The sequence below is a fragment of the Corynebacterium sp. HMSC073D01 genome (genome assembly GCF_001815555.1).
Taxonomy (GTDB): domain Bacteria; phylum Actinomycetota; class Actinomycetes; order Mycobacteriales; family Mycobacteriaceae; genus Corynebacterium; species Corynebacterium glucuronolyticum.
On sequence record NZ_KV821014.1, the window covers coordinates 59025 to 81612 of the forward strand.

The 22588-nt window shown below is 56.2% G+C and carries 17 protein-coding genes; all 17 read left to right on the forward strand.

Annotated features, from left to right (window positions below):
• Nucleotides 1-106: 106 nt before the first annotated feature.
• The 17 genes from pheS to galK all read left to right on the forward strand — a co-directional run bounded on the left by pheS (nt 107) and on the right by galK (nt 22274).
• A complete protein-coding gene (gene pheS / locus HMPREF3044_RS01375; protein ID WP_210400511.1) occupies nt 107-1114 on the forward strand; it encodes a phenylalanine--tRNA ligase subunit alpha in 1008 nt (335 codons plus the stop codon).
• Between the two features lie 120 nt (nt 1115-1234).
• A complete protein-coding gene (pheT, locus tag HMPREF3044_RS01380; protein WP_070738985.1) occupies nt 1235-3763 on the forward strand; it encodes a phenylalanine--tRNA ligase subunit beta in 2529 nt (842 codons plus the stop codon).
• A gap of 396 nt (nt 3764-4159) precedes the next feature.
• Nucleotides 4160-5023 (forward strand): formate/nitrite transporter family protein, encoded by an 864-nt coding sequence (locus HMPREF3044_RS01385; protein ID WP_246820814.1) that lies wholly within the window; start codon nt 4160-4162, stop codon nt 5021-5023.
• Nucleotides 5024-5488: 465 nt separating this feature from the next.
• Complete coding sequence (locus HMPREF3044_RS01390; RefSeq protein ID WP_005392417.1) at nt 5489-5965, forward strand: arginine repressor; 477 nt, start codon at nt 5489-5491, stop codon at nt 5963-5965.
• Between the two features lie 386 nt (nt 5966-6351).
• Nucleotides 6352-7557, forward strand: coding sequence for an argininosuccinate synthase (locus HMPREF3044_RS01395; protein WP_070738987.1), 1206 nt, complete (start codon nt 6352-6354; stop codon nt 7555-7557).
• A gap of 514 nt (nt 7558-8071) precedes the next feature.
• Nucleotides 8072-8842 carry a hypothetical protein gene (locus tag HMPREF3044_RS01400; protein ID WP_246820816.1) on the forward strand — a complete coding sequence of 257 codons (771 nt, stop codon included), beginning with the start codon at nt 8072-8074 and terminating at the stop codon, nt 8840-8842.
• Between the two features lie 23 nt (nt 8843-8865).
• Nucleotides 8866-9240, forward strand: a complete 375-nt coding sequence (locus tag HMPREF3044_RS13290) for a hypothetical protein (protein ID WP_246820818.1) — start codon at nt 8866-8868, stop codon at nt 9238-9240.
• Between the two features lies 1 nt (nt 9241).
• On the forward strand, nt 9242-10888 hold the full coding sequence (locus HMPREF3044_RS01405; RefSeq protein ID WP_246820820.1) for a vWA domain-containing protein: 1647 nt from the start codon (nt 9242-9244) through the stop codon (nt 10886-10888).
• Nucleotides 10881-11630 carry a hypothetical protein gene (locus HMPREF3044_RS01410; protein WP_070738988.1) on the forward strand — a complete coding sequence of 250 codons (750 nt, stop codon included), beginning with the start codon at nt 10881-10883 and terminating at the stop codon, nt 11628-11630. The genes HMPREF3044_RS01405 and HMPREF3044_RS01410 overlap by 8 nt, the downstream gene beginning before the upstream one ends.
• Before the next feature lie 102 nt (nt 11631-11732).
• The gene (argH, locus tag HMPREF3044_RS01415; protein WP_005396225.1) at nt 11733-13175 is read left to right on the forward strand and encodes an argininosuccinate lyase; all 1443 of its coding nucleotides are present in this window, start codon (nt 11733-11735) and stop codon (nt 13173-13175) included.
• Between the two features lie 422 nt (nt 13176-13597).
• Nucleotides 13598-13798 carry a Trm112 family protein gene (locus HMPREF3044_RS01420; protein ID WP_005392425.1) on the forward strand — a complete coding sequence of 67 codons (201 nt, stop codon included), beginning with the start codon at nt 13598-13600 and terminating at the stop codon, nt 13796-13798.
• 227 nt (nt 13799-14025) lie between these two features.
• Entirely contained in the window at nt 14026-15285 is a 1260-nt protein-coding gene (gene tyrS, locus HMPREF3044_RS01425; RefSeq protein WP_005396226.1) for a tyrosine--tRNA ligase, read from the forward strand.
• A gap of 885 nt (nt 15286-16170) precedes the next feature.
• Nucleotides 16171-17397: an aldose epimerase family protein gene (locus HMPREF3044_RS01430; protein WP_232621848.1), complete on the forward strand. Its 1227-nt coding sequence runs from the start codon at nt 16171-16173 to the stop codon at nt 17395-17397.
• Between the two features lie 341 nt (nt 17398-17738).
• Nucleotides 17739-19400 carry a sodium:solute symporter family protein gene (locus HMPREF3044_RS01435; protein WP_034989647.1) on the forward strand — a complete coding sequence of 554 codons (1662 nt, stop codon included), beginning with the start codon at nt 17739-17741 and terminating at the stop codon, nt 19398-19400.
• Nucleotides 19401-19415: 15 nt separating this feature from the next.
• Nucleotides 19416-19859 carry an ATP synthase subunit B family protein gene (locus HMPREF3044_RS01440; RefSeq protein ID WP_005392429.1) on the forward strand — a complete coding sequence of 148 codons (444 nt, stop codon included), beginning with the start codon at nt 19416-19418 and terminating at the stop codon, nt 19857-19859.
• Nucleotides 19860-19911: 52 nt separating this feature from the next.
• On the forward strand, nt 19912-21039 hold the full coding sequence (gene galT / locus HMPREF3044_RS01445; protein WP_005392430.1) for a galactose-1-phosphate uridylyltransferase: 1128 nt from the start codon (nt 19912-19914) through the stop codon (nt 21037-21039).
• Nucleotides 21039-22274, forward strand: a complete 1236-nt coding sequence (gene galK / locus HMPREF3044_RS01450; protein ID WP_005392431.1) for a galactokinase — start codon at nt 21039-21041, stop codon at nt 22272-22274. Before galT ends, galK begins: the two co-directional genes overlap by 1 nt.
• Nucleotides 22275-22588: the final 314 nt, after the last annotated feature.

Consider the following 22588-nt stretch of genomic DNA (forward strand, 5'->3'; position numbering starts at 1 on the left):
GACTTTATCCGGCGGAGCCGTTCCAGGAAATGACATAAACGAACATATACATACGGTAAAAGAGGAATTGCGAAAAGTGAGCGAAGTGCAGATCACCGAACAGGGAATGAACGAAGCCAGAGATGCGGCGATCGCTGCTTTCGACGCGGCAGGAAACCTCGAAGAGCTCTCCGTTGCGCGCCATGATCATCTCGGTGACGCAGCCCCCATCCCGCAGGCGCGCCGCTCGCTCGGTACCCTTCCCAAAGACCAGCGCAAGGATGCCGGCCGGCTCGTGAATATGGCCCGTGGCGCAGTGGAGAAGCATTACGCACAGGTTAAGAAGGAACTCGAGGAGAAGCGAAACGCTGAGGTTCTCGTCGCTGAGCGCGAAGATGTCACCGTTGCGTCCACGCGACGCCAGGTGGGTGCAATGCACCCGATTACCACCCTCAGCGAGGAAGTCGCAGACATCTTCGTCTCTATGGGCTGGGAGATCGCCGAAGGCCCCGAGGTGGAGGCCGAGTACTTCAACTTCGATGCTCTTAACTTCCTTCCCGACCACCCTGCGCGTACGCTCCAGGACACGTTCCATGTTGGGAGCGAGGGCTCGAAGCAGGTGCTGCGTACGCACACCTCGCCCGTGCAGGTGCGAACCTTGCTTTCCCGCGATCTTCCGGTCTACATTGCGTGCCCTGGCCGTGTGTTCCGCACGGATGAGCTTGATGCCACGCATACCCCCGTGTTCCACCAGGTGGAGGGGCTCGCCGTGGATAAGGGCTTGACCATGGCGCACCTCAAGGGCACCCTTGACCACTTGGCTAAGCGCCTGTTTGGCGAGGGCACAACCACGCGCATGCGCACGAATTACTTCCCCTTCACCGAGCCGTCGGCGGAAGTGGATGTATGGTTCCCCAACAAGAAGGGCGGAGCAGGCTGGATCGAGTGGGGTGGCTGTGGCATGGTCAACCCGAATGTGCTGCGCGCAGCAGGCATCGATCCCGAGGTGTACTCCGGCTTCGCATTCGGCATGGGCTTGGAGCGTACCCTGCAGTTCCGCAACGGGCTGAGCGATATGCGCGACATGGTCGAAGGCGACATCCGTTTCACTGCTCCGTTTGGTGTTCGCGCCTAGGAGGCGTAGAAGCACCGTGCACCACGTCTCGCATGCGGTTGATCGCATGGGGTCGTGGGGCACATCATCCGTAATAAACACTTAAATAAGTAATTAACGTTCGAAAGAAGCCAACACATTATGCTTATTTCTCAAGGTTGGGTCACTCGTCTCCTCCGCGCCAGCAATCCCGATCACGCCGATTGGTCCGTCAACAGTGAAGATCTCGACTCGGGATACGTCCGCGTCGGCTTTGAAACCGAAGGCTACGAACCTATCGAGGAGACGACCGGCCCGCTCGTTTTCGGCCGTGTGGAAAATATCGAAGAACTCACCGGTTTCAAAAAGCCGATCCGCAATTGCAAGGTCAATGTGGGCGATGCCAACGGTACCGGTGAACTACAGAACATCATCTGTGGTGCCCGTAACTTCAAGGAAGGCGACCTCGTCGTCATCTCCCTCCCCGGCACTGTCCTGCCTGGTGGCTTCAAGATTTCCGCCCGCAAGACCTACGACCATGTCTCAGAGGGCATGATCTGCTCCGCTGCCGAATTGGGTCTCACCGATGCGCAGAACAAGGGCATCATCACGCTTCCCGACGACTTCGGCACCCCCGGTGAGCCTGCTGCTGAGAAGCTGGGGCTCAAGGAGACCGTATTCGATGTCAACATCACCCCAGACCGCGGCTACGCGCTATCAGCCCGCGGGCTGACCCGAGAGCTCGCCAGCGCTTTCAACCTGAACTTTGTTGATCCGGCCGAGGATCCAGAAGTAGCAGGGCTTGATCTGCCGGCCATTCCGGCAGCAACTGGACATGCGCCGATCGATATTTCCATCGACCCTAAGACGCAGACTCGTCGCTTTGGACTGCGCCACGTCACAGGCATCGACCCCGAGGCTGAGTCCCCCTACTGGCTGCAGCGGGAGCTCATGCTTTCTGGCCTCCGTCCGATCAATGCTCCGACGGATGTGACCAACTACGTCATGCTGCTCCTCGGACTACCCATGCACGCGTTCGATGCCGATAAGATCTCTGGCGGTCTCACCATCCGGAATGCGCAGAAGGGCGAGACCTTCCAAGCCATCGATCACACGAACCACAAGCTCCACGAGGAGGACGTAGTCATCTGCGACGAGACTGGTCCGCAGTCCCTCGCCGGCGTCATGGGAGGCACGACCTCGGAGATCGAGGACAACAAGACCACGAACGTGTTCTTCGAGGCTGCTGTGTGGGAGCCGGTTCGCGTCGCTCGCACGTCGAGGCGCCGGAAGATTTCCTCGGATGCGTCCCGTCGCTACGAACGTGGCGTGGATGTTCAGCTCGTTGAGGTAGCGCTCGACATCGCCTGCGCTCTCCTGGTGAAGATCGCCGGTGGCGAAGCGACGGGCGAACGATTCCTATACGGTGAGGTAGCAGAGCCCGCTCCGATCACCATGGATATCGCCTACCCCAGTTCCGTTGCAGGCGTGGAATATGGTGCTGATGCTGTCGTCGGCCGCTTGGAGGAGATCGGGGCCACCGTCACCCGCGACGGCGACACGCTCACCGTCGTTCCTCCGACGTGGCGCGGGGATTTGCAGGAAAAGTGCGACCTGGTCGAGGAGGTCACCCGCCTGGAGGGGTTGGATAAGATTCCGTCCATTATCCCGGTCGCTCCCGCCGGCGACGGCCTCAGCCAGTCGCAGCTGCGTCGCAGGCACGTGACGCACACGCTCGCCTACAACGGCTACGTGGAAATTCTCCCCACCCCGTTCATCGCCACGGATACGTTTGATACGTGGGGCCTGGACAAGGACGATGAACGCCGTCAGGTGGTCACAGTGCAGAATCCGCTGGAATCCGATCGTGCTGTGTTGGGCACCACCCTTCTTCCCTCCATGCTCGACGCTGTTCGTCGCAATGTTGTTCGCGGGGCACACGACCTCGCCCTGTTTGGTGTCGAACAGGTGGCGATCAATCATGGTGATGGAAAGTCCCCGATGTTGGACACCTCCCACCGCCCGAGTGATGAAGAAGTCGCGCACCTTCGTGAGACCTTGCCCTCCCAGCCTCTGTATGCAGCCACAGTTGGGTGCGGAAACGAGGAGTTCGAAGGGCCGTGGGGCGAAGGACGTACGTACACCTTCGCAGATGCAATCGAATCTGCTCGCCTGGTTGCCCGCGCAGCAGACGTGGACATTACCGTGGAAAATGCCGACTACCTCCCGTGGCACCCGGGACGTTGTGCTGCCATCCTGGTCGATGGTGAGGTTGTTGGCCATGCCGGTGAGCTGCATCCGCAGATCCTCGAGCGCCTTGGCCTGCCTAAGCGTACGTGCGCCATGGAGATGAATATCTCCGCGTTGCCGTTCGCGCCGTCCGCTCCGGCACCAGTTTTGTCTGCCTTCCCGACGAACCTCCAGGATGTTGCCCTCGTCGTTGACGAAGACGTGCCTGCCGAGGCCGTCCGCGCTACGGTTCAGGAGGGTGCCGGTGAGCTTGCGGAGAAGGTAGAGCTTTTCGACGTCTACCGCTCGGAGTCCTTGGGAGAGAACAAGAAATCTTTGGCTTTCGCAGTGACCTTCCGTGCCCCTGACCGCACGCTAACCGACGATGAGGCTTCGGCTGCTCGCCACGCAGCCGTCGAGCTCGCCGCTGAGCGCCACGGAGCCGTTTTGCGCGGCGAGTAGCGTTCGTACAGTCCAAGATTTGTAGGCCACGGCAACTCATTGTTGCCGTGGCCCCGTTTTTTCCTGCCCTTCTCCGTCCTTTTTTGGCCGGGTCACGTGGTAGTAAAGATTCAGGTTTGTTTAGGCGGAGACCTGGTGTCAGGAAAACTAGGACGACAGCTAAAGAGGAGGTACAAGAGCGAAGGAGGGAAACGGGGAACCGGGACCACACAGAGGGGGTGCAAGTAGAGAATGCATGGGGTCGGCCTAATACACTGTTACCCACGCGAAGTTCGGGTATTCAGATCGGAGAGTTCTGGTTCGTTTACTTTCGTTTCCTCATCCCCGTGGTGCTGGCCGTTCATCGCAGTGATTGTTTTACTATCTACGCCTTTATTGGAAGAAAGTGAGTACCAGGTGTCAGACTACGTATCTGCAGTAGCACCTCCACGGATTATCGATGTCGCCCAAAAGGGGCTAAAAGGAAAGGCTTCGAAAGGCCTTGGCACGATCTTTATCTCCGCGATGTTCGCCGGGGCCATGATTGCGCTTGGCTTCGTCTTCTTCACCACCGTGAACACGGGAATGGGGGATGTTCCATTCGGAATTAAGAAGTTACTCGGTGGATTCGTCTTCTCCTGTGGCCTCGGAATGGTCGTGCTTACCGGTGCAGATCTTTTCACCTCCACATCAATGACCACGTTGCTCGCCGTTGAGAACAAACTCTCCCCGAGCCGCCTGCTTACTCACTGGCTCGTTGTGTATTGCGGCAATTTCGTCGGTGCCTTACTCGTTGTTTTCGGTCTGTACGGTGCGGGCACGGCACAGCAGGCGGACGGTGCGTGGGGCGCGGTCATCGTTTCTACTGCGACGGCCAAGGTGAACCACGGTTGGTTCGAAGCCCTGCTGCTCGGCATCTTCTGTAACGTCATGGTGTGCCTAGCCGTCTGGCTTTCGTTTGCCGGTCGCAGCCTTACCGACAAAATTGTGGCTGTGACATTGCCCATCGCTCTGTTTGTCGGCTCCGGTTTTGAACACTCCGTGGCGAACATGTTCATGATCCCGTTCGGTCTTCTTCTCAAGGCGCAAGGTAACCCAGACGTCATTGCGGCCACGAACGGCTTGGATCTATCTAACCTCACCATGGGTGGTTTTCTCTGGGACAATTTGTTGCCGGTAACAATCGGCAACATTATCGGCGGTTCAATTGTGGCGCTCGGTATGTTGGCCATGAACCCCAACCGACCATCTCTCAAGGCCGAAAAGGAAGCTGCGAAGTAAGACTCTTCCCCAGCTCAACACGATAAGCGGTGGGACCCACAGTGTGGGTTTCACCGCTTTTGATTGGATGGAGACTTTACGAGGATACGCCCCCACCTTTCTGTTTCTGTTGTCTTCCGCCTGTCCGAGGAGGTATGGCATTGAAAGGGTAGGGGCACGGGTACTGAGCCGCTGGTTCGTGAGGCCGTCCACCACGGCACGAGGCTCATCGGAATGTGGAGCTGGACCTGGTCCCATACCGAGTCCCATACCGGTTTGCCGATAATGTGAATGAAACGGTGGAAAGGAGTGAGAATATGAAAGGAAAAATGCGTGCACCTCGCCCATATTCTGTTACACTCTGGATAGTATGCTATCCGATGTATGAAAACGAGTCAGGTTGTACTACAATCGGGCTAGCCCTAAAACCGTTACGAGGCCTCCGGAAGGACGGCTTTAGAAGAAAAGGAATAAATAAGACCGCCGATGTCCAATCCTGTTTCACGTACCGCCCGCCAGGCGCGGATCCTGGAAATCCTGGGCAAATCCAGGGTATCCAGCCAGGTGCAGCTCTCTGAGCTGCTTCTGGAAGACGGAATTGATATCACGCAGGCTACGTTGTCCCGTGATCTCGACGAGCTGGGGGCGAAGAAGATTCGTCCCGACAATGGTCGTGCGTTTTATGCTGTCGGCCCCATGGAGACAGACCTGAGCGGGTCGCCACATGGTCCACGTGAAAAGTTGCGACGTATGCTCGATGAGATGCTTGTCAGTGTTGACCACTCGGGCAACATTGCGATGCTTCGCACCCCTCCGGGCGCAGCCCAATACCTTGCTAGCTTTATTGACAGGGTGGGGCTTAACGAGGTAGTTGGCTGTATTGCCGGCGATGACACTATCTTTGTGCTCGCTCGCGAACCGCTATCAGGTGCGGATTTGGGAGACATCTTCCTCAAGCGCTAAGCAAACCGGTGGCACAGGTGAGCAATCGGCTCCTTCATGTCATGCGTGTTGGCTCGAGTAAGCTGTTTTCCGGTTGTATTTTTGAGCTGTGAAGCAGCACCCCCTCGTTCGGGCGTAAACAACTCGTGTTTCAATAACCGGCCATGAGAGGTGCACCAGGTGATAGTGGTAGTTGGTAGCAGAAGCTATCAGACACGAGCACAGGTGTGCCGGGGATCAGTGCAAATTGGTGTTTAACTGGAATTTATCATGCGGAAGTCGCACCTGAATGAGATACAGCTACGCACCGTATTGGTCGGCTGCTACAGTCACCCTGTGGACGGTTGCTTTGCCATCGTGGACATCCGAATAGACCAAAACAAATCGCAGTTAGAAAGAAGATTTTTATGACCACTCGCGTTGTACTCGCGTACTCTGGCGGACTTGATACGTCCGTCGCCATCCCCTATCTGGCCAAGCAGACCGGCGGTGAGGTCGTTGCCGTCACCATCGACCTTGGTCAGGGCGGAGAAGACCTTGAGACGGTGCGCCAGCGCGCTCTCGACTGTGGTGCCGTTGAGGCCATTGTCGTCGATGCCCGCGATGAGTTCGCGGAGGAATACTGTGTGCCAACGATTCAGGCCAACGGTATGTACATGGGGGAGTACCCGCTCCTGTCTGCTATTTCGCGTCCTCTGATTGTGAAGCACTTGGTTCAGGCTGCTAAGGAGCACGGTGGCACGCACGTCTCCCACGGCTGCACTGGCAAGGGTAACGACCAGGTTCGTTTTGAGGTCAGCTTTGCTAACCTCGCACCGGAGCTGGAGGTCATCGCCCCCGCCCGCGACTACGCATGGACACGTGACAAAGCGATCGCCTTCGCTGAGGAAATTGATCTGCCAATCGAGCAGTCCAAGAAGTCCCCGTTCTCCATTGATCAGAATGTCTGGGGACGCGCGATTGAGACCGGCTTCCTCGAGGACCTGTGGAACCCGCCGACCAAGGATCTCTACGCCTACACCGAGGATCCGGGCCTGGGCAACGCCCCGGATGAGCTCGTTCTCAGCTTTGAGGGAGGCGTGCCCACAGCTATCGATGGCAAGAAGATGAGCGTCCTGCAGATCATCGAAGAGCTTAATCGTCGTGGGGGTGCCCAGGGCGTTGGTCGTCTGGATATGGTCGAGGATCGCCTCGTGGGCATCAAGTCCCGCGAGGTGTACGAGGCACCGGGCGCGATGATCCTTATCACTGCGCACAAGGCTCTCGAAGATGTCACCGTCGAGCGTGAGCTTGCTCGCTACAAGAGGCTTATCGACGCCCGCTGGTCCGAGGAGGTCTACGACGGTCTCTGGTACGGTCCTCTGAAGCGCTCCCTCGACGCGTTCATCCAGTCCACGCAGACCTTCGTCACCGGTGACATTCGCCTGGTTCTGCACGCTGGCAAGATCACGGTCAACGGTCGTCGCTCCAACCAGTCGCTGTACGACTTTAATCTCGCTACCTACGACACCGGCGACACCTTTGATCAGTCCCACGCAAAGGGCTTTGTGAAGCTCCACGGTCTGTCCTCACAGATTGCTTCTAAGCGTGATCGCGAGGGCCACGGCTTCTAATAGTCAGCGGAATTAATAGCCGTTGGAGTCGCCGTTACGAAAATCCCGTTGATGTTTTGTTGGGCGTGACTTTCGTGGCATCGCCTGTGCAGCTGTATGAGCTGGTAAGCGGGGCGACTGATAGGTATTTACGGTATGCCTGTGCCGGGAATTTCCCTGCACAGGCATTTTTATGCCGTATTGAGCTAAGGGAATTATTTACGAACCTAAGCGGTTCCGCAGTGGGCGCCGGGTGAGGGGTGCTGGGTGAGGGGCGCTGGGTGACGGGTGTTAGGTGCAAGGGGGTGGGTGCTATTGCTCTGCTCCCCGTACATCTTTTCACCGGCATAGCAAGGACATAGCTCTCTGTGGGCAGACGGTATGGCGCGTGCCCCCGATATCGACGAGTGGTGACAAGAACAAGTGATCGAATGAACAATTTCACGCTTAAAGGGGAACGGAACCAACCCCTGAGGTAGTGTGATCTGGATCGCCTCCGGATGCGGAGTAAGGGCACCGGTTTTACAATGCGGACATGAGTGCTAAAGGAAAACCGAAAAATGGGCAGAAGTCTGGGATTCGAGGTGGGCTACTTTTACTAGTTCTCGCAATCATTCTGGTTTTCATTGGTAAATCTCCGGAATTTCTTTTGCTTTCGAATAGATATTTCGGGGGACTCGACGTTGGATCGGAGCACAACAGACTGACTCTCGTCAGCGGCCTCATCGGATCGGAGAAGCAACCGTTTTTTGACGATCCAGAAGTGAGAGCTCGGTTGAAGGAGCTAGGGTTAGTAGTCAGCGTCGAGACGGCAGGATCTCGTGAGATCGCTACGCGGGATGATCTCATGGCGATTGACTTTGCTTTTCCATCATCTGCACCAGCGGCAGATAAAATTGCTGCAAAGTGGCCAGGCGCAGAGAAAATCGAACCGTTTTATTCCCCCATGGCGATCGCTACATTTACACCTGTAGTTGATGTGCTTGAGCGGGCCGGGGTGGTGCGTTATGAAGGGGATCAGGCGATCCTGGACGTGCAGGCGAAATCGATCTTTCCAGTGAGGGGAAACGGTGGCGTGATCTCGGGCCGGAAATCCCTTCCTCCCGAACTGTGCAAATTTCCTCCACGGATATTCGTAAGTCCAACTCTGCCGCGATGTATCTGTCGCTGCTTAGCTGGGCATTCACTGAACGAAACCCAGATGCCGCAAACGATGTACACATGTTGGCGAACGACATCGGTCCGTTCTTTTCAGGGCAGGGATACACCTTGTCTTCATCTGCGGGCCCCTTTCAGGACTATCTGAGTAAGGGGATCGGAGCTGCGCCCATGGTTATGATCTACGAAGCTCAGTACTTGGAGGAGGCCATGGCCGATCATTCTCGTCTCGGCGAGCAAAACCGGTTAGTGTATCCGAGCCCGACCGTCGTCGCTTCCCACACGATCCTTGGCCGGACACCATCAGGAAAGTTGCTGGCTCATCTGCTTGCTGAGGATCCTAAACTTCAAGAACTAGCCGCGCGGCACGGTTTCCGCCCGACTCAGTCCGGCTCGCTTCCCCAGGTGGCAGCAGAAAAGGGGTTCACTGTTCCAGAGACGATAGTTGACACGGTTCCTGTGCCGTCATACGACCAGCTAGAGGCGCTCATCACTCAGGTAAGCAACGCGTACGCAGGTGGCACGGGCACTGGAGGGGCGCAGTGACATGACCGCACCACACGTAAACAAAATGGGCATGAACAAAAAGGGCGCTGGGAACAAAAAGGGCGATGCGAGGAAGATGTGGGTGGTTATAGCCAGCATCTTTTCCCTATTACTTTGCTCTGCTTGCACCGTTCCCGAGGGATTCGGATTAGACGAGGCATTCAGAGGGAAAGAAAGCGGCGAGGCATCGCAGAAACCTCTGAAAATCCTCATTTCAAAAGAGAGTGCCCCTCTCACGTTAGCGTTGCAGATAGCTGGCGATGAGCTCGGCTTCGACGTCGAAATTGAGCGGTGCTCCTCAACCCCACAATGTACGAATAGACTGTCCGAGGGCTTCTACGATGGAAAAATCGATGCTACATTATTCGCTACAAACCGCTATGTAGACCTCGCTGGGGCCTCAGAAAAGCTCTCTTCGGCCACATCAGTCGCTCTCAGTCCCGTCGCGATTGGGGTATGGGATGAAACGGCGAAGCAGAATGGCTGGGACAGTGTTACACCGACGTGGAGTGACGTTGCTGGCGCGGCAGCAAACGAATCGTTCACGTACGCGCTCGATTTCGAATCGTTGTCCTTTGCACGGGATGCTGCGCGCGTTGCCGTAGCATCGTCCTTGTCTGGGACAGGGATGGCGCTGACACAAGATGATATAAGTACAGTTCTTCCACGGCTAGGAAAATTTGTCGATCGGGAATCCCCAGCCTTAGGAGGCTGGATTGCGACACCCGATAGGCTGGCGGATGGGGATTTTCACGTGGACGGGGTGATCGGTACGGAGGCAGAAATTCTGAACACCATCGACCAGGGCATTCCGCTACGGCTCGTCATTCCCGCAGACGGGTCGATCATGGCCGATTATCCTCTCAGTGCTCTCGCGAAACCCGCGCGTAAAAGCTCGAAGAGCCAGGTAGAAGCACTAGCTCAGTATCTCCTAGACCACAGGGAACTGCTTGCTAAGAAAAATCTCCGCCCGGTGCGTGGCCAGGGAAGTGACGGCCAAGAACCAGTCTTCGAAATTCCCTTCCCACAGGATCTCCGGATTTTGAATCGGCTGAGAATTCCCTCCAGTTTCCAGCAGTTCCCGGCACATGAGATGTTTATCGCTGTCGATACGTCCAGTTCAATGGAAGGCCAGCCACTCGAAAGGACGAAAGAAATTCTCGCAGAGCTGTCCAAGGGGATGTTTGAATCGTCCTACGGTGAGTATGCATTCAGGCCGGGGGATAAAATTTCCTTCTTCGGTCTCACACCGCAGTCTTCTGGACCGAGCTACGTCGCGTACGACCCAGAAGATCCTGACTCCTATCGGGAATTGGAAGACTTTGCCAACGGGCTGAATACTGGCCCGAAGATTTCAACCTGCGAAACACTCATTAGAGGTCTTTTGGGAGCCGACGGGATGGGAAATGCAGTGCCAGCCGTCATATTTACAACAGGAACTGACGAGGACGACCCTGAATGCGAGAATTTCGAATCGAACGTTGACTCTCTACCAGAAGAGTCAGGCCCACACCCCGCTTATATCTTCCTGCTTGATCCGGCTCATACCGAGTGGATGGATACGCTCGCCGAAATAACAGGTGGACAGGTGTTTGACGCAACGACAGATGAAGGAGTGAGAGAAGGAATGAGGGAAGTTCGTGAGTAAACGCACATCAACATCGCATAGGAAGCAGACGGGAACGGATGCCGACTCTTCGTTTTTTCGCTCTCGTCAAAACCTCGTCGGCGTAGTAGTCGCTTTTCTTGTCATCATCGTGCACATCGTTGTGGGGTTAGGTGTGCTGTGGCCACTTGTGGCGATTTGTGGTTGGGGTGCAGGTGTCATGCTCACTCCAAAGAAGCAACCACCGGCTATTGAAAAGAAGGCTATTCCGTTACAAACCGGTCTCAAGCGGACGCTAACAACGACGATGCGGAAGCTAGACAAAGCTGAGGTGCCGGACCGCGTTATGGATACGGCGAAGGATCTCCAGCGCAACACGAAATACGTGCTAGCAAACTGGGATGACCTCGAAGGCCAGCCCGAACATCAGCTAACTATGAATGATGTAGTGAACGTCTACTTTCCGCAAGTTGTTGGAGACTACATCGATGTGCCCAATAAGCTCCACCCAGATGCGGTGGAAAGTGTCGTGAAGTCGATTCATTCGCTTGACCAGGCCGTAGAGCGGATCAGGGACGGGATCATCAGGCACAGTCTCGATACATTAAGTTCGAACGCCAAAAGTTTGGAAAGTAAATTCGCCTCGCCCACGCTCACCCAGCAAATCGAATCGTCTTCCGCAGCAGCAGGTAATGATAATAATAAGGTTCTCAAAGGTGCCGATAACGAGGAGAATCCGAGGGCGAAGAGAAAGCTACGGGAATATCCGGCTTTTGAGGATTAGATCGCAGCAGATGTGGCGGTAGGTGAATCGTTCAGCCCAGTCGACGAAAACCGTTACGCCCAGGAAAACTTGTCCGTCCGTTGCACTGCTACAGTTTGTCTTATGCATAATCGCCACAAGACTAACAAGGGTGCTCTGTGGGGCGGTCGCTTCTCCGGCGGTCCCTCGGAAGCAATGTTTGCGCTCAGCGTTTCCACTCACTTCGACTGGGTTTTGGCACCGTACGACGTGCGGGCATCGAAGGCCCACGCAAAGGTTCTTCACAAGGCAGGTCTCCTGTCCGACGAGGATTTTGCCACCATGATCGACGGGCTGAACCGGCTCGGCGAGGATGTGGCTTCGGGCAAATTCCAGCCGGATCCGCAAGATGAGGATGTCCACGGTGCGATGGAGCGTGGCCTCATCGAACGAGTGGGGCCCGAAGTAGGTGGGCGGCTTCGCGCCGGCCGTTCCCGTAACGACCAGGTAGCAACGCTCTTTAGGATGTGGGTCCGTGATGCCGTCCGGGAGGTCTCGCTCGGTGCTTTGGAGCTTGTCGACGCCCTCGTGGGCCAGGCTTCAGCCCACGAGACGGCCATTATGCCTGGCAAGACACATTTCCAGGCGGCTCAGCCTGTCCTTCTCGCGCACCAGCTTCTGGCACACGCGCAGCCACTTATCCGGGATGTGCAGCGCCTTACGGATCTAGACAAGCGTCTTGCTGTGTCGCCGTATGGATCGGGTGCGCTGGCTGGTTCCACTTTGGATCTCGACCCACAGGCAATCGCCGCAGACTTGGGATTTGATGCAGCAGCGGAAAACTCTATTGACGGAACCGCATCTCGTGATTTTGCTTCGGAGACGGCGTTCGTGCTGGCGCAGATCGCTGTTGACATGTCACGCCTCGCGGAAGAGATCATTGCGTGGTCTACCCCTGAATTTGGATACGTCACACTGTCCGATGCGTGGTCGACAGGGTCGTCGATCATGCCGCAGAAGAAGAATCCCGATGTTGCGGAATTGACCCGTGGCAAGACTGGACGCCTTATTGGGAACCTCACCGGACTGATGGCCACGCTCAAGGCGCAGCCGCTTGCTTACAACCGTGACTTGCAGGAAGACAAGGAGCCGATCGTTGACTCTGTGTCCCAGCTGCATCTTTTGCTACCGGCGATGACGGGCCTCGTTTCCACGTTGACCTTCCACGAGGAGCGAATGCGAGAGCTCGCCCCGCGTGGCTACACGCTGGCTACCGACCTGGCTGAGTGGATGGTCCGGCAAGGGGTGCCCTTCCGTGAAGCGCATGAGGCTTCCGGTGAGTGTGTCCGCCTTGCTGAGGCGCACGGTGTCGACCTTATCGATCTCACTGACGAAGAGCTGGCATCAGCCGATCCCCGTCTGACCCCAGAGGTTCGCTCGGTACTCACTGTGGAAGGTGCGGTACAGTCCCGTCGAGGCTATGGCGGCACGGCACCAGAGCGAGTGGCTGAGCAGCGTCAGCGCGTAGAAGCCATCACAGCAGAACTGAGAGAATGGGCATCCCACAGTCCCGGCAACGATAACTAAAAGGCAGTTTCAGCATCTGGATAAGGCCACGGGTTTCCCGGCGGCGTATCGGTGACTCCGGGAGCCGAAACACAGGTGAATTAAATGGCTGGCCGCCATCGGTGCGCAGTACTCATGCCAAGGGCAAAATGGCGCTGTGCAGTCCGATGGCGGCTCATCTGTTCGCGCCCCGCAAACGATCTCCCAGGCACCTGCGGGCAAAACCCCGGTGGCGATCTCACAGCTGAACAGCGCACAGCCTAAAGTACTGCCTAAACATGGCTGTGAACGGATAATCCTCTAGGGCAGTGAAGAGGGAGTAGCGGTACAACGGGGGCATCGACAAGCTAAAATCAAGGACTATACCTTGACTTTCCGGAGGTCTGCCGGGGGCGAGAGGGTACAGCAAACGTGCGCGGGGGAAGTATGTACAATCACAGCTTATGAGTATTGATCCCAAGCTATTGGATGTAGTGGTGTGCCCGAAAGACAAAGGTCCACTTCGATATCTGGAGGACGAGCAACTGCTGGTTAACGAACGGCTGGGGATCGCCTATCGCATCGAGGATTCCATCCCCGTGCTGCTTGAATCGGAAGCGCAGCCGTACCCAGCATCAGGGACTGCGGCTGCGGACGCGAACTAAGGCGCAGGCGCGGAGATCTCTGCAAGGAGCACTGGAACAGCGAGTGGCGAACATGGCACCGTGGAGAGTTAATAAAACAGGAGAACCAAGAGTGCAAGAGGGAAATTCCCCTCTGTGAAGGCGCTCCTTTGTTTCTGTAACTCCTTTGCTCTTGCAAGAGGATATCCACCTGAGAAATAGAAGATATCCACCCGAGAATGTCGATCTGATAAGGAGAACATACTTCCATGAACATTATTGAGGAACTGTCCTGGCGCGGACTTATTAACCAGTCCACAGACCTCGACGCGCTAAAAGAAGCGTGCGAGCAACCGATAACCTTGTACTGCGGTTTCGATCCAACAGGTTCGTCGCTGCACGCTGGGCACCTCGTGCCGCTTATTATGCTGCGCCGTTTCCAGCAGGCCGGTCACCACGTTCTTGCTCTCGGTGGCGGAGCCACTGGCATGATCGGGGACCCGCGCGACGTCGGCGAACGCTCCATGCTGTCGGACGAAACCGTTCGAGAGAACCTCGCCAGCATTCAGGGCCAAATCAGCAAGTTTGTGGAGCTCGACGGCGAAAAAGGTGAGCTTCTTAACAACGCTGACTGGATCTCGAAGATGAACGTCATCGAGTTCCTGCGCGACATCGGAAAGTCTTTCTCCCTCAACGTCATGCTCGACCGCGATACAGTGAAGCGTCGCTTGGAAAACGACGGCATGAGCTACACAGAGTTCTCGTACATGTTGCTGCAGGCCAATGACTACGTTCATCTTGCCCGCGCCTATAACTGCAGCCTGCAGATCGGTGGTGGCGATCAGTGGGGCAACATCGTCTCTGGCGTTGACCTGAACCGTCGTATGGACGGCCGCAAGGTTCACGGTCTTACGGTGCCGCTAGTCACCGATGCGGAGGGTAAGAAATTTGGTAAGTCCACCGGTGGCGGAAAGCTCTGGCTCGATCCGGAACTGACCAGCCCGTACTCCTGGTACCAGTACTTCATCAACGCCGGCGATTCGGTCGTCATCAACTACCTCAAGTGGTTTACATTCCTCACCCAGGAAGAAATCGCTGAGTACGAGCAAAAGGTTGCTGACCAGCCATTCAAGCGCGAGGCTCAGAAGCGCCTGGCTCAGGAACTCACCACTCTCGTCCACGGCGAGGAGGCGACTAAGGCCGTGGAGCTCGCAACGCAGGCGTTGTTTGGTAAAGCTGAACTCGACAGCCTTGACGAAAAGACCCTGGCAGGTGCGCTCGCCGAGACGACCGTTGCGGAGGTGAGCGCCGGCGACGAACCGACCATCGTGGATCTTCTCGTAGCGGCGGGTCTCGCTGAGTCCAAGGGTGCTGCTCGCCGTGCGATTAAGGAGGGCGGTGCCTACGCCAATAACAAGCGCATCGAGGATGCTGAATGGAAGCCAAAGGAATCCGATCTCCTCCACGGTTCCTGGCTTGTACTCCGCAAGGGCAAGAAGAACTTCGGTGGCGCCAGATACGCGCACTAAGTAAATACGCAGGATCAAGATGGGATCGAGGTCTGCCAGTGGCTGTTGCCACTGGCAGGCCTCTTCCTATGTCTTGATAAGTCTCAAAAAGCCTTGAGCAGCCCTGTATGGCTTTGAGTGTTCTGCGTCCGGAAATGGGGGATGGGGAGGTGTGGTTACGGGAGAGATGCGGGGTGTGGCTGTGGTTCGCAGATGTGGTTTGCGGATGCGGTTTACGGATTCGGGTGCGCGAATCACGTATAGTGCGGGTGTGAGGGGATGCAGGCGGAAGTAGGTAGTTTGAGAGCTAAAGAGCTGTATCTAGAGAGTTGTAGCTTTGGAGCTGCAGTTAGAGGGCTGCAGCTTTGGAGCTGCAGTTAGAGGGCTGCAGCTAAATTGCTCAGCTTGAGAGCTACAGTGAAAAAGCTTCAGTTAAGAGGTTGACCTCCGTGGGGCGGGTGTGTCCTAGAAACCGTGTCAGCGGGAGCTGTAGCCCCGTTTGCTCCCGGTTGCATCTAGTTGTGTCCGCAAAAATGCATGTTACATCACAATTGGGGGTAGTGAGTTAACTAGCTCAAAGGTGACGATTCTTTGGTTCCCTGGGAACGGCTGGAGAGAAAGGCATGTTAGGGGCATGGGATGTTGCGACAACAGTCAACATCGCGCGGTTTGGTTGAGGATAAGCGCGGGGGTACGCAACGCCGGAGGCTTTTTATCCGGAATTGCACAAACGTTACTATGAAACTGAACAATTTTCCCTAGGGAGCTCCCGGAAGATACGGGAGGCGATGGCGGGGTCAGCACAAAGCAGTGTGCAGAAGGCGGCGGCATCGCGATGCGAGAGACTTCCCCGTCTGAAAGCGGGGTGTCTTCTGCCACACGGGGAATGCGATGTGGAGGTTGGATATGACTGACCTGAAAACCGATGCTGGAACGAACGACCATACCGAGAACATGGGGTCGACCACAGGCTGCAGCGGGAACTCCACCGCTGCCAATTCCAGCTGTGCCAGAAGAGAATTAGTGCTCACGGCGGGGGATTATGAGGCACGGATCAATCACGTTGGAGCCTCTTTAAGAAGCCTGACCTACAAGGGGCACCCCCTGACAGATACGTATCCCTTAGCAGATACGACAACCGTCGGCGACGGGGGAGAGGCCACAGGCGACGAATCGGGAAACATCCCATTTTGTGCCGGGATCGTCCTTGCTCCGTGGCCAAATCGAGTCCGCGACGGGCGCTTCGATTTTCGCGGAGAGACCCACCAGCTGGATCTCACGGAGCCAGAGAGATCTAACGCGATCCATGGACTTGTTGGATTTTGCCCCTGGGAAGAGGCAGTAAGTGCAGCTGAGCTAGAAACAGAAGCATCCGGAATTGCGGACGATAACGCAGACACCGGCGATGTATCCCGTTGCGCTGCAGCCGCCGGCGAGCTTTGTCGACACATCGCTCCGACAAAAGGGTGGCCGTGGGCAATGACTGTTACCGCCAGTTTCAAACTCCGCAAGGATAGTGGCCTAGCCGCGACATACCGGCTGGTTAACGACTCCGAGGAGACAATTCCGGTGGCCTTCGGCGTGCACACCTATCTCAACGCGTGGGGGACTCCCATCGATGAGTGCACAGCTTTTGTGCCGGTCACCGACTGTTTGCCACTCGACAGCGAACGTAACCTGCCCCTGGAGCCACTGCGCCTGGTACCACTTGCAGAATGCACCGACACAAGTAACGGAACGCAGGACCTGCCCCGCGAGGAGACAGACTGGCCGAGCGCTACAGCCCGTCTGCCCGAGAGTCTGTCCTTTGACTCGGGTCAGCAAATGCAGGGGGTGTGGCTGGACCACGCGTTCGTCGACGCGCGAAAAGCTACCGCAGACCGGACAATCCGTCTCGTCCACAGTAGTGGCAAGGGCGTGGAGATGACCGCAAGCCCAACACTTCCCTGGTTCCAGATCTTTACTGCTGACCCCGATCATGGGCAGGGATTCCCCGGTCGGGGGAGAGCTCTTGCCGTGGAACCCATGTCCGCCCCGCCAGACGCATTGCGCTCCGGAATCGGTTTGGTCGAGTTACCACCAGGGCGGTCTGTCGCCTACACCATCACGTTTCGTGCATTGACCGGTGACTAGCAGGTAATTTGACGCAGGTCGATGCAGTGGCAGAGGCAGATTCCTAGATCGACAATCCGCTCTGTGCGGGGCAAGCCGAAGTCTTGCTGAGAGCATCGTTTTTGACACCCTGTGCACTGGTATCACCTGCTTGTATCCGACGGTTGATCGTCAAAGGTGCGAAAGCCACACCGCAATCGCCGTCGGTTCTGTCCGAGCGACAGCGGTTGTCAAGGGTGGTTTAGCTTCTCCTACCAGCTGCTGCGCTTGGAACAGTGGCCGTCTTGAACTACTCGTGTAGCCCAGATCATAGTTAGGGCAACGTGCATGTGAATAGGACGGCAATGAAGAAAGGAAATCCTATGGAACAGGCAGCGTCGGTATTGCGACTTGATGCCTCCTGGGTGGACTACACGCTCGTAGCCATCTACTTTGTTTTCGTACTGGGAATTGGCCTCGCCGCGCGGCGCAAGGTCTCAACCTCTATTGACTTTTTCCTGGCTGGTCGTGGACTACCGGCTTGGGTAACCGGCCTCGCGTTCATCTCCGCGAACTTGGGTGCCGTGGAAATCATCGGTATGTCTGCCAACGGCGTGGAATACGGCTTCCAGACGATGCACTACTTCTGGATCGGGGCGGTGCCAGCCATGGTATTCCTCGGCATCGTCATGATGCCGTTCTACTACGGCTCGCGCGTGCGTTCGGTTCCAGAATTCATGCGCAAGCGGTTCGGACCTGCGGCGCACCTCGTTAACGCGATCTCCTTCGCGTTGGCACAGCTGCTCATCGCCGGTATTAATCTGCTCCTACTAGCCAAAGTAGTTAACTCCCTGTTGGGCTGGGACATGTGGATTACTCTCCTCGTCGCGGCACTGATTGTGCTGAGCTACATCACCCTCGGTGGTCTCAGCGCCGCCATTTACAACGAGGTCATTCAGTTCTTTGTCATCGTTGCAGCACTCCTGCCACTCACCGTCATCGGAATGAAGCACGTCGGGGGCTGGAGCGGACTGAAAGAACAGCTTGCTTCCGAAAGTCACTTCCACACATGGCCTGGCATGGACATCTCCGGTTTTGACTCGCCTTTCTGGTCCGTCGTCGGCATTGTTTTTGGCCTTGGATTTGTGCTCTCCTTCGGATACTGGACCACGAACTTTGTCGAGGTCCAGCGGTCCATGGCCGCCGACTCAATGTCAGCAGCGCGGAAGACACCAATCATAGGCGCCTTCCCCAAAATGTTCATCCCCTTCATTGTTGTTCTACCTGGCATGGTGGCGGCATCTATTGTCACGCCGATCCGCGAGGGATCCGCGCAGCCAAACGATGCCGTCCTCTATCTCATGCGTGATCTCCTGCCCAATGGACTTCTTGGGGTAGCGATCGCGGGACTCCTTGCAGCCTTCATGGCAGGCATGGCCGCGAACATTTCCGCCTTTAACACGGTGCTGAGCTACGACATTTGGCAAACCTACGTGGTTAAAGACCGCGACGATGACTATTACCTCCGCGTTGGCAGAATCGCGACTATCGCTGCGACATTAATCGCAATTGGCACTGCCATGATTGCCAACAATTTTGGGAATGTCATGGACTACCTGCAGACACTGTTCGGGTTCTTCAACGCCCCTCTCTTTGCGACATTCCTCCTCGGCATGTTTTGGAAACGCATGACACCAGCCGCCGGTTGGACCGGTCTCGTCAGTGGCACCGCAGCGGCAGTTATCTACTGGTACATCTCCTCCTTTACGGGAGCAGAGGCTTCTTTCTTCAATCTCCCCGGACAGGGCACAGCCTTTATCGCTGCCTCACTGGCTTTCGCTGTGGACATCGCTGTCAGTGTGGTTGTGACAGTCTTCACTAAGCCGAAGGCAGACCACGAGCTGGTTGGCCTTGTTTCCTCAGTTACTCCGAAGGAGTTTCTCCGGGACCCGATCGAGGCCACTCTTCCCTGGTACAAGCAAACCGTCCCGCTAGGAATAGCGTGCCTAGTTCTCGTCATCGCTCTCAACGTAGTGTTCGCGTAAAGGTAGGTACTTGAAATGAACAACTCACAATTTTCGCCTGAACGTGAAGGAAACGCCTCTAACCACGTGGGGTCCGACGACCCCTCACAGCACGACGTGGGCACCGCCCCGGAAACAGCAGGCGCCTTCGATATCCGTAACATAATCGCGCTTCTCCTTGGCATCTTTGGCATCCTTCTCCTGTTTGCCTACTTTGTCATAGACCCTGGTATTAATCCGGACTCTGGGGATCCGAAAAATGCCTCCTATAACCTCATCACCGGAATGTGCTTGGTGCTTGCCGCAGTGGTTTTCGCCTTGTGGGCGAAGCTCAGTCCGATTCGGGTCGATGCGGAAGCCGCGCGAATCCGAGAAGAGCACCACAAGGAGATGGAAGCTCAACGTGAGCAAGCGCTTGCGCAGTTTAACCAGCAGGTTGCAGGCAAGACGCCGGGAAAGGGCAGCGATAACAGTGACTAACAGCACAACGGGTACTGCGCGAAATGAGGACGCGGGCCGTACCATCGGAAATATGAGTGTTAACGGCAGTCATCCCCTGAAGATCACGAGGACTCAGCTTTCCGACGGGCGGGAGTTACTGTTTTTTGATGACTCACCGAAGGCTCTATCGGGGGAAGTAACTAGGAACACCGAGGACCACCGGGGCCTGCCGGAGACTCACACGGACTCGGAAATGCGCAGGGATCCGCTTACCGGGAGATGGGTTGTTTTTGCTGCGCACCGGATGAATCGTACGTTCCTTCCACCTGCCAACGAAAACCCCCTCGCACCGACGAAGGAGGGTGCACTCCCGACCGAAGTCCCGGCAGAGGACTACGACGTGGTCGTGTTCGAAAACCGCTTTCCCTCTTTCTCCCTGCACATGGATGTTCCGGAAGATTATGCGGATTACGCAGATGAAGGGGAACTCGTTCCACGTCGGCCAGCTCGAGCCCGCTGCGAGGTCGTATGTTTCGCACCAAACCCGAGCGTCTCGTTCAAGGACTTGTCAGAGCATCGCATTCGCACAATAATCGAGGTGTGGGCTCACCGTACAGCAGCGTTAAGCACGATCGATGGTGTCCAAACCGTTTTCCCGTTCGAAAATAGGGGCGAGGAGATCGGTGTTACGCTCCAGCATCCTCACGGACAGATCTACTCCTATCCGTTTCTTCCACCACGTATCTCGGACATCATGTGCCAAATCGAACGCACTCCTACGTTGTTCGAAGATATGCTGAATTCCGAGCTAGCCGACGGCCGGCGGATCGTGACAGAAACAGAGTCCTTTGTTGCATTCGTTCCAGCTGCAGCCAAATGGCCACTGGAAGTGATGGTGATGCCCCGCCGGCAGGTCGCTGATTTCACCGAACTTAACGACACCGAGAAGGATGAGCTCACAGGCCTACTGAAGAGCCTGTACACGGCCGTAGACAATTTCTTCGACGGCGTAGAAAAGACCCCCTATATCGCGGCCTGGAATCAGGCGCCTGTTCAGCATCCTGACCGCGACAAATTCCGCATGCACCTGCAATTGTTTTCGCTGATGCGTTCGCCGCACCGGATGAAATTCCTCGCGTCGAGCGAATCGGCCATGGGTGTGTGGATCAACGATACGACTCCAGAAATCATCGCAGAGACACTACGAAAGGTTTGGTAATGGCTACCACCCACTGGGCGACAACCCGTACGGAAGAGCAGCTTGTTAACGACGCAAAGACGCTGTTTACCTCGACCTATGATGAGGAACCCACAGGTGTGTGGGCTGCTCCTGGGCGCGTGAATCTCATCGGGGATCACGTCGACTACGCCGAGGGTATTTGCCTTCCGTTCGCCCTTGAACAGCTCACAGCAATCGCTGCTGCTGGTCGCAATGACCACGTGGTAAACATCATCACTGTCATGCCCGGGCAAGATGAACCCCAGCGCTTGTCGATGTCCCTGGAGGAAGTAGGCAAGGGGAATCCGGCTACCTGGGCGGGCTACGTTGTCGGAGTCATTTGGGCGCTGAATTCCTCTAATGCTCTCGTTTGTAAGACGGGGATGGATATCGCAGTGGTATCCGACGTTCCCGTCGGTTCGGGGCTTTCCTCGTCAGCCGCACTCGAGTGTTCGACGGCGCTCGCTGCCGTAGACGTTAAAGGTTCATCGTTTAGAAAGATGGCGATGTACCCGGTAATGGTGGAAGCCACGATGCGTGCGGAAAACGATGTTGTTGGTGCTTCAACGGGCGGCCTTGACCAGCGGACGAGCTTCTATGGGAAGAAAAACCAAGCGCTAGAGATAGATTTCCTCTACGACGAGTTCACCTATGTCCCCTGCAACTTCGCCGATCACGGGCTAGCCGTGCTGGTGGCGGATACCAACGCTCCGCACCGGCTTATCGACGGCCAATACGGTTCGCGACGCGGACTCATCGATGAAGTTACCGCAGTCCTGCGCAAGGAGGACTCTACTTTCCGTGACTTTACAGTGGAACAAGTACTGGAGCTTCTTGCAAAAACATCGGAGTGCAGCGATCACGATCTCTATCGGCGACGGGTTGGGCACGTCATCAGCGAAACTCAACGTACACAACACGCTGTCAGCTGCCTGCGTGACGGCGACTTTTCCAAATTCGGCAAGCTTATGACTGAATCCCATGCTTCCCTTCGAGACGACTACGCAGTAGTGACGCCGGAGCTGGATTGCGCCGTTAATGCCGCACTTTCTGCGGGCGCGCTGGGTGCTCGAATGACAGGCGGTGGCTTCGGAGGTTCAATCATTGCATTGGTAAAAAAGGAAAATATGGAATCGACGGCGCAGTCGATTGCCGAAGCGGCAGAAGCGCGAGGCTTTGAAGCTCCCACATTTTTGGAGGCACGGCCAAGCCACGGTGCTCGACGGCTTGCTTAATCACCTCAGGGTGACTGTCTAAAGCAGCGCACATTCCATATGTCCGGCACCTGTGACCGTGTCCGAAAAAGAGAGGCGGTCACCTTAACCGTAGCTCTGACCTCGGTATTTGTGCGTATTTAGGAGAATGTGTATATTAATCCTCCGTTGCACAGAGCGACTAGCTCAGCTAGAAGATCTAGTGCAACGGCTTGGTAAACGGCTTGTTGACAAAACAAACGAAGTTACCTAAAGTAAATAAAGCGCCTTCTCAAACTGTTTCGAACTTCGAAGCATTTTGACGGGTGTGCATGTTGTGTGAGAACTCGATAGTG

Excerpts from the sequence above, each read along its gene's own strand:
- HMPREF3044_RS01420 (WP_005392425.1), top strand. The coding sequence starts at position 13,598 with ATGAGTATTGATCCCAAGCTATTGGATGTAGTGGTGTGCCCGAAAGAC.
- argH (WP_005396225.1), top strand. The coding sequence starts at position 11,733 with ATGCATAATCGCCACAAGACTAACAAGGGTGCTCTGTGGGGCGGTCGC.
- HMPREF3044_RS13290 (WP_246820818.1), top strand. The coding sequence starts at position 8,866 with ATGGTTATGATCTACGAAGCTCAGTACTTGGAGGAGGCCATGGCCGAT.
- HMPREF3044_RS01390 (WP_005392417.1), top strand. The coding sequence starts at position 5,489 with ATGTCCAATCCTGTTTCACGTACCGCCCGCCAGGCGCGGATCCTGGAA.
- HMPREF3044_RS01395 (WP_070738987.1), top strand. The coding sequence starts at position 6,352 with ATGACCACTCGCGTTGTACTCGCGTACTCTGGCGGACTTGATACGTCC.
- galK (WP_005392431.1), top strand. The coding sequence starts at position 21,039 with ATGGCTACCACCCACTGGGCGACAACCCGTACGGAAGAGCAGCTTGTT.
- HMPREF3044_RS01405 (WP_246820820.1), top strand. The coding sequence starts at position 9,242 with ATGACCGCACCACACGTAAACAAAATGGGCATGAACAAAAAGGGCGCT.
- HMPREF3044_RS01440 (WP_005392429.1), top strand. The coding sequence starts at position 19,416 with ATGAACAACTCACAATTTTCGCCTGAACGTGAAGGAAACGCCTCTAAC.
- HMPREF3044_RS01435 (WP_034989647.1), top strand. The coding sequence starts at position 17,739 with ATGGAACAGGCAGCGTCGGTATTGCGACTTGATGCCTCCTGGGTGGAC.
- HMPREF3044_RS01400 (WP_246820816.1), top strand. The coding sequence starts at position 8,072 with ATGAGTGCTAAAGGAAAACCGAAAAATGGGCAGAAGTCTGGGATTCGA.
- galT (WP_005392430.1), top strand. The coding sequence starts at position 19,912 with ATGAGTGTTAACGGCAGTCATCCCCTGAAGATCACGAGGACTCAGCTT.
- tyrS (WP_005396226.1), top strand. The coding sequence starts at position 14,026 with ATGAACATTATTGAGGAACTGTCCTGGCGCGGACTTATTAACCAGTCC.
- pheS (WP_210400511.1), top strand. The coding sequence starts at position 107 with ATGAACGAAGCCAGAGATGCGGCGATCGCTGCTTTCGACGCGGCAGGA.
- HMPREF3044_RS01430 (WP_232621848.1), top strand. The coding sequence starts at position 16,171 with ATGACTGACCTGAAAACCGATGCTGGAACGAACGACCATACCGAGAAC.
- pheT (WP_070738985.1), top strand. The coding sequence starts at position 1,235 with ATGCTTATTTCTCAAGGTTGGGTCACTCGTCTCCTCCGCGCCAGCAAT.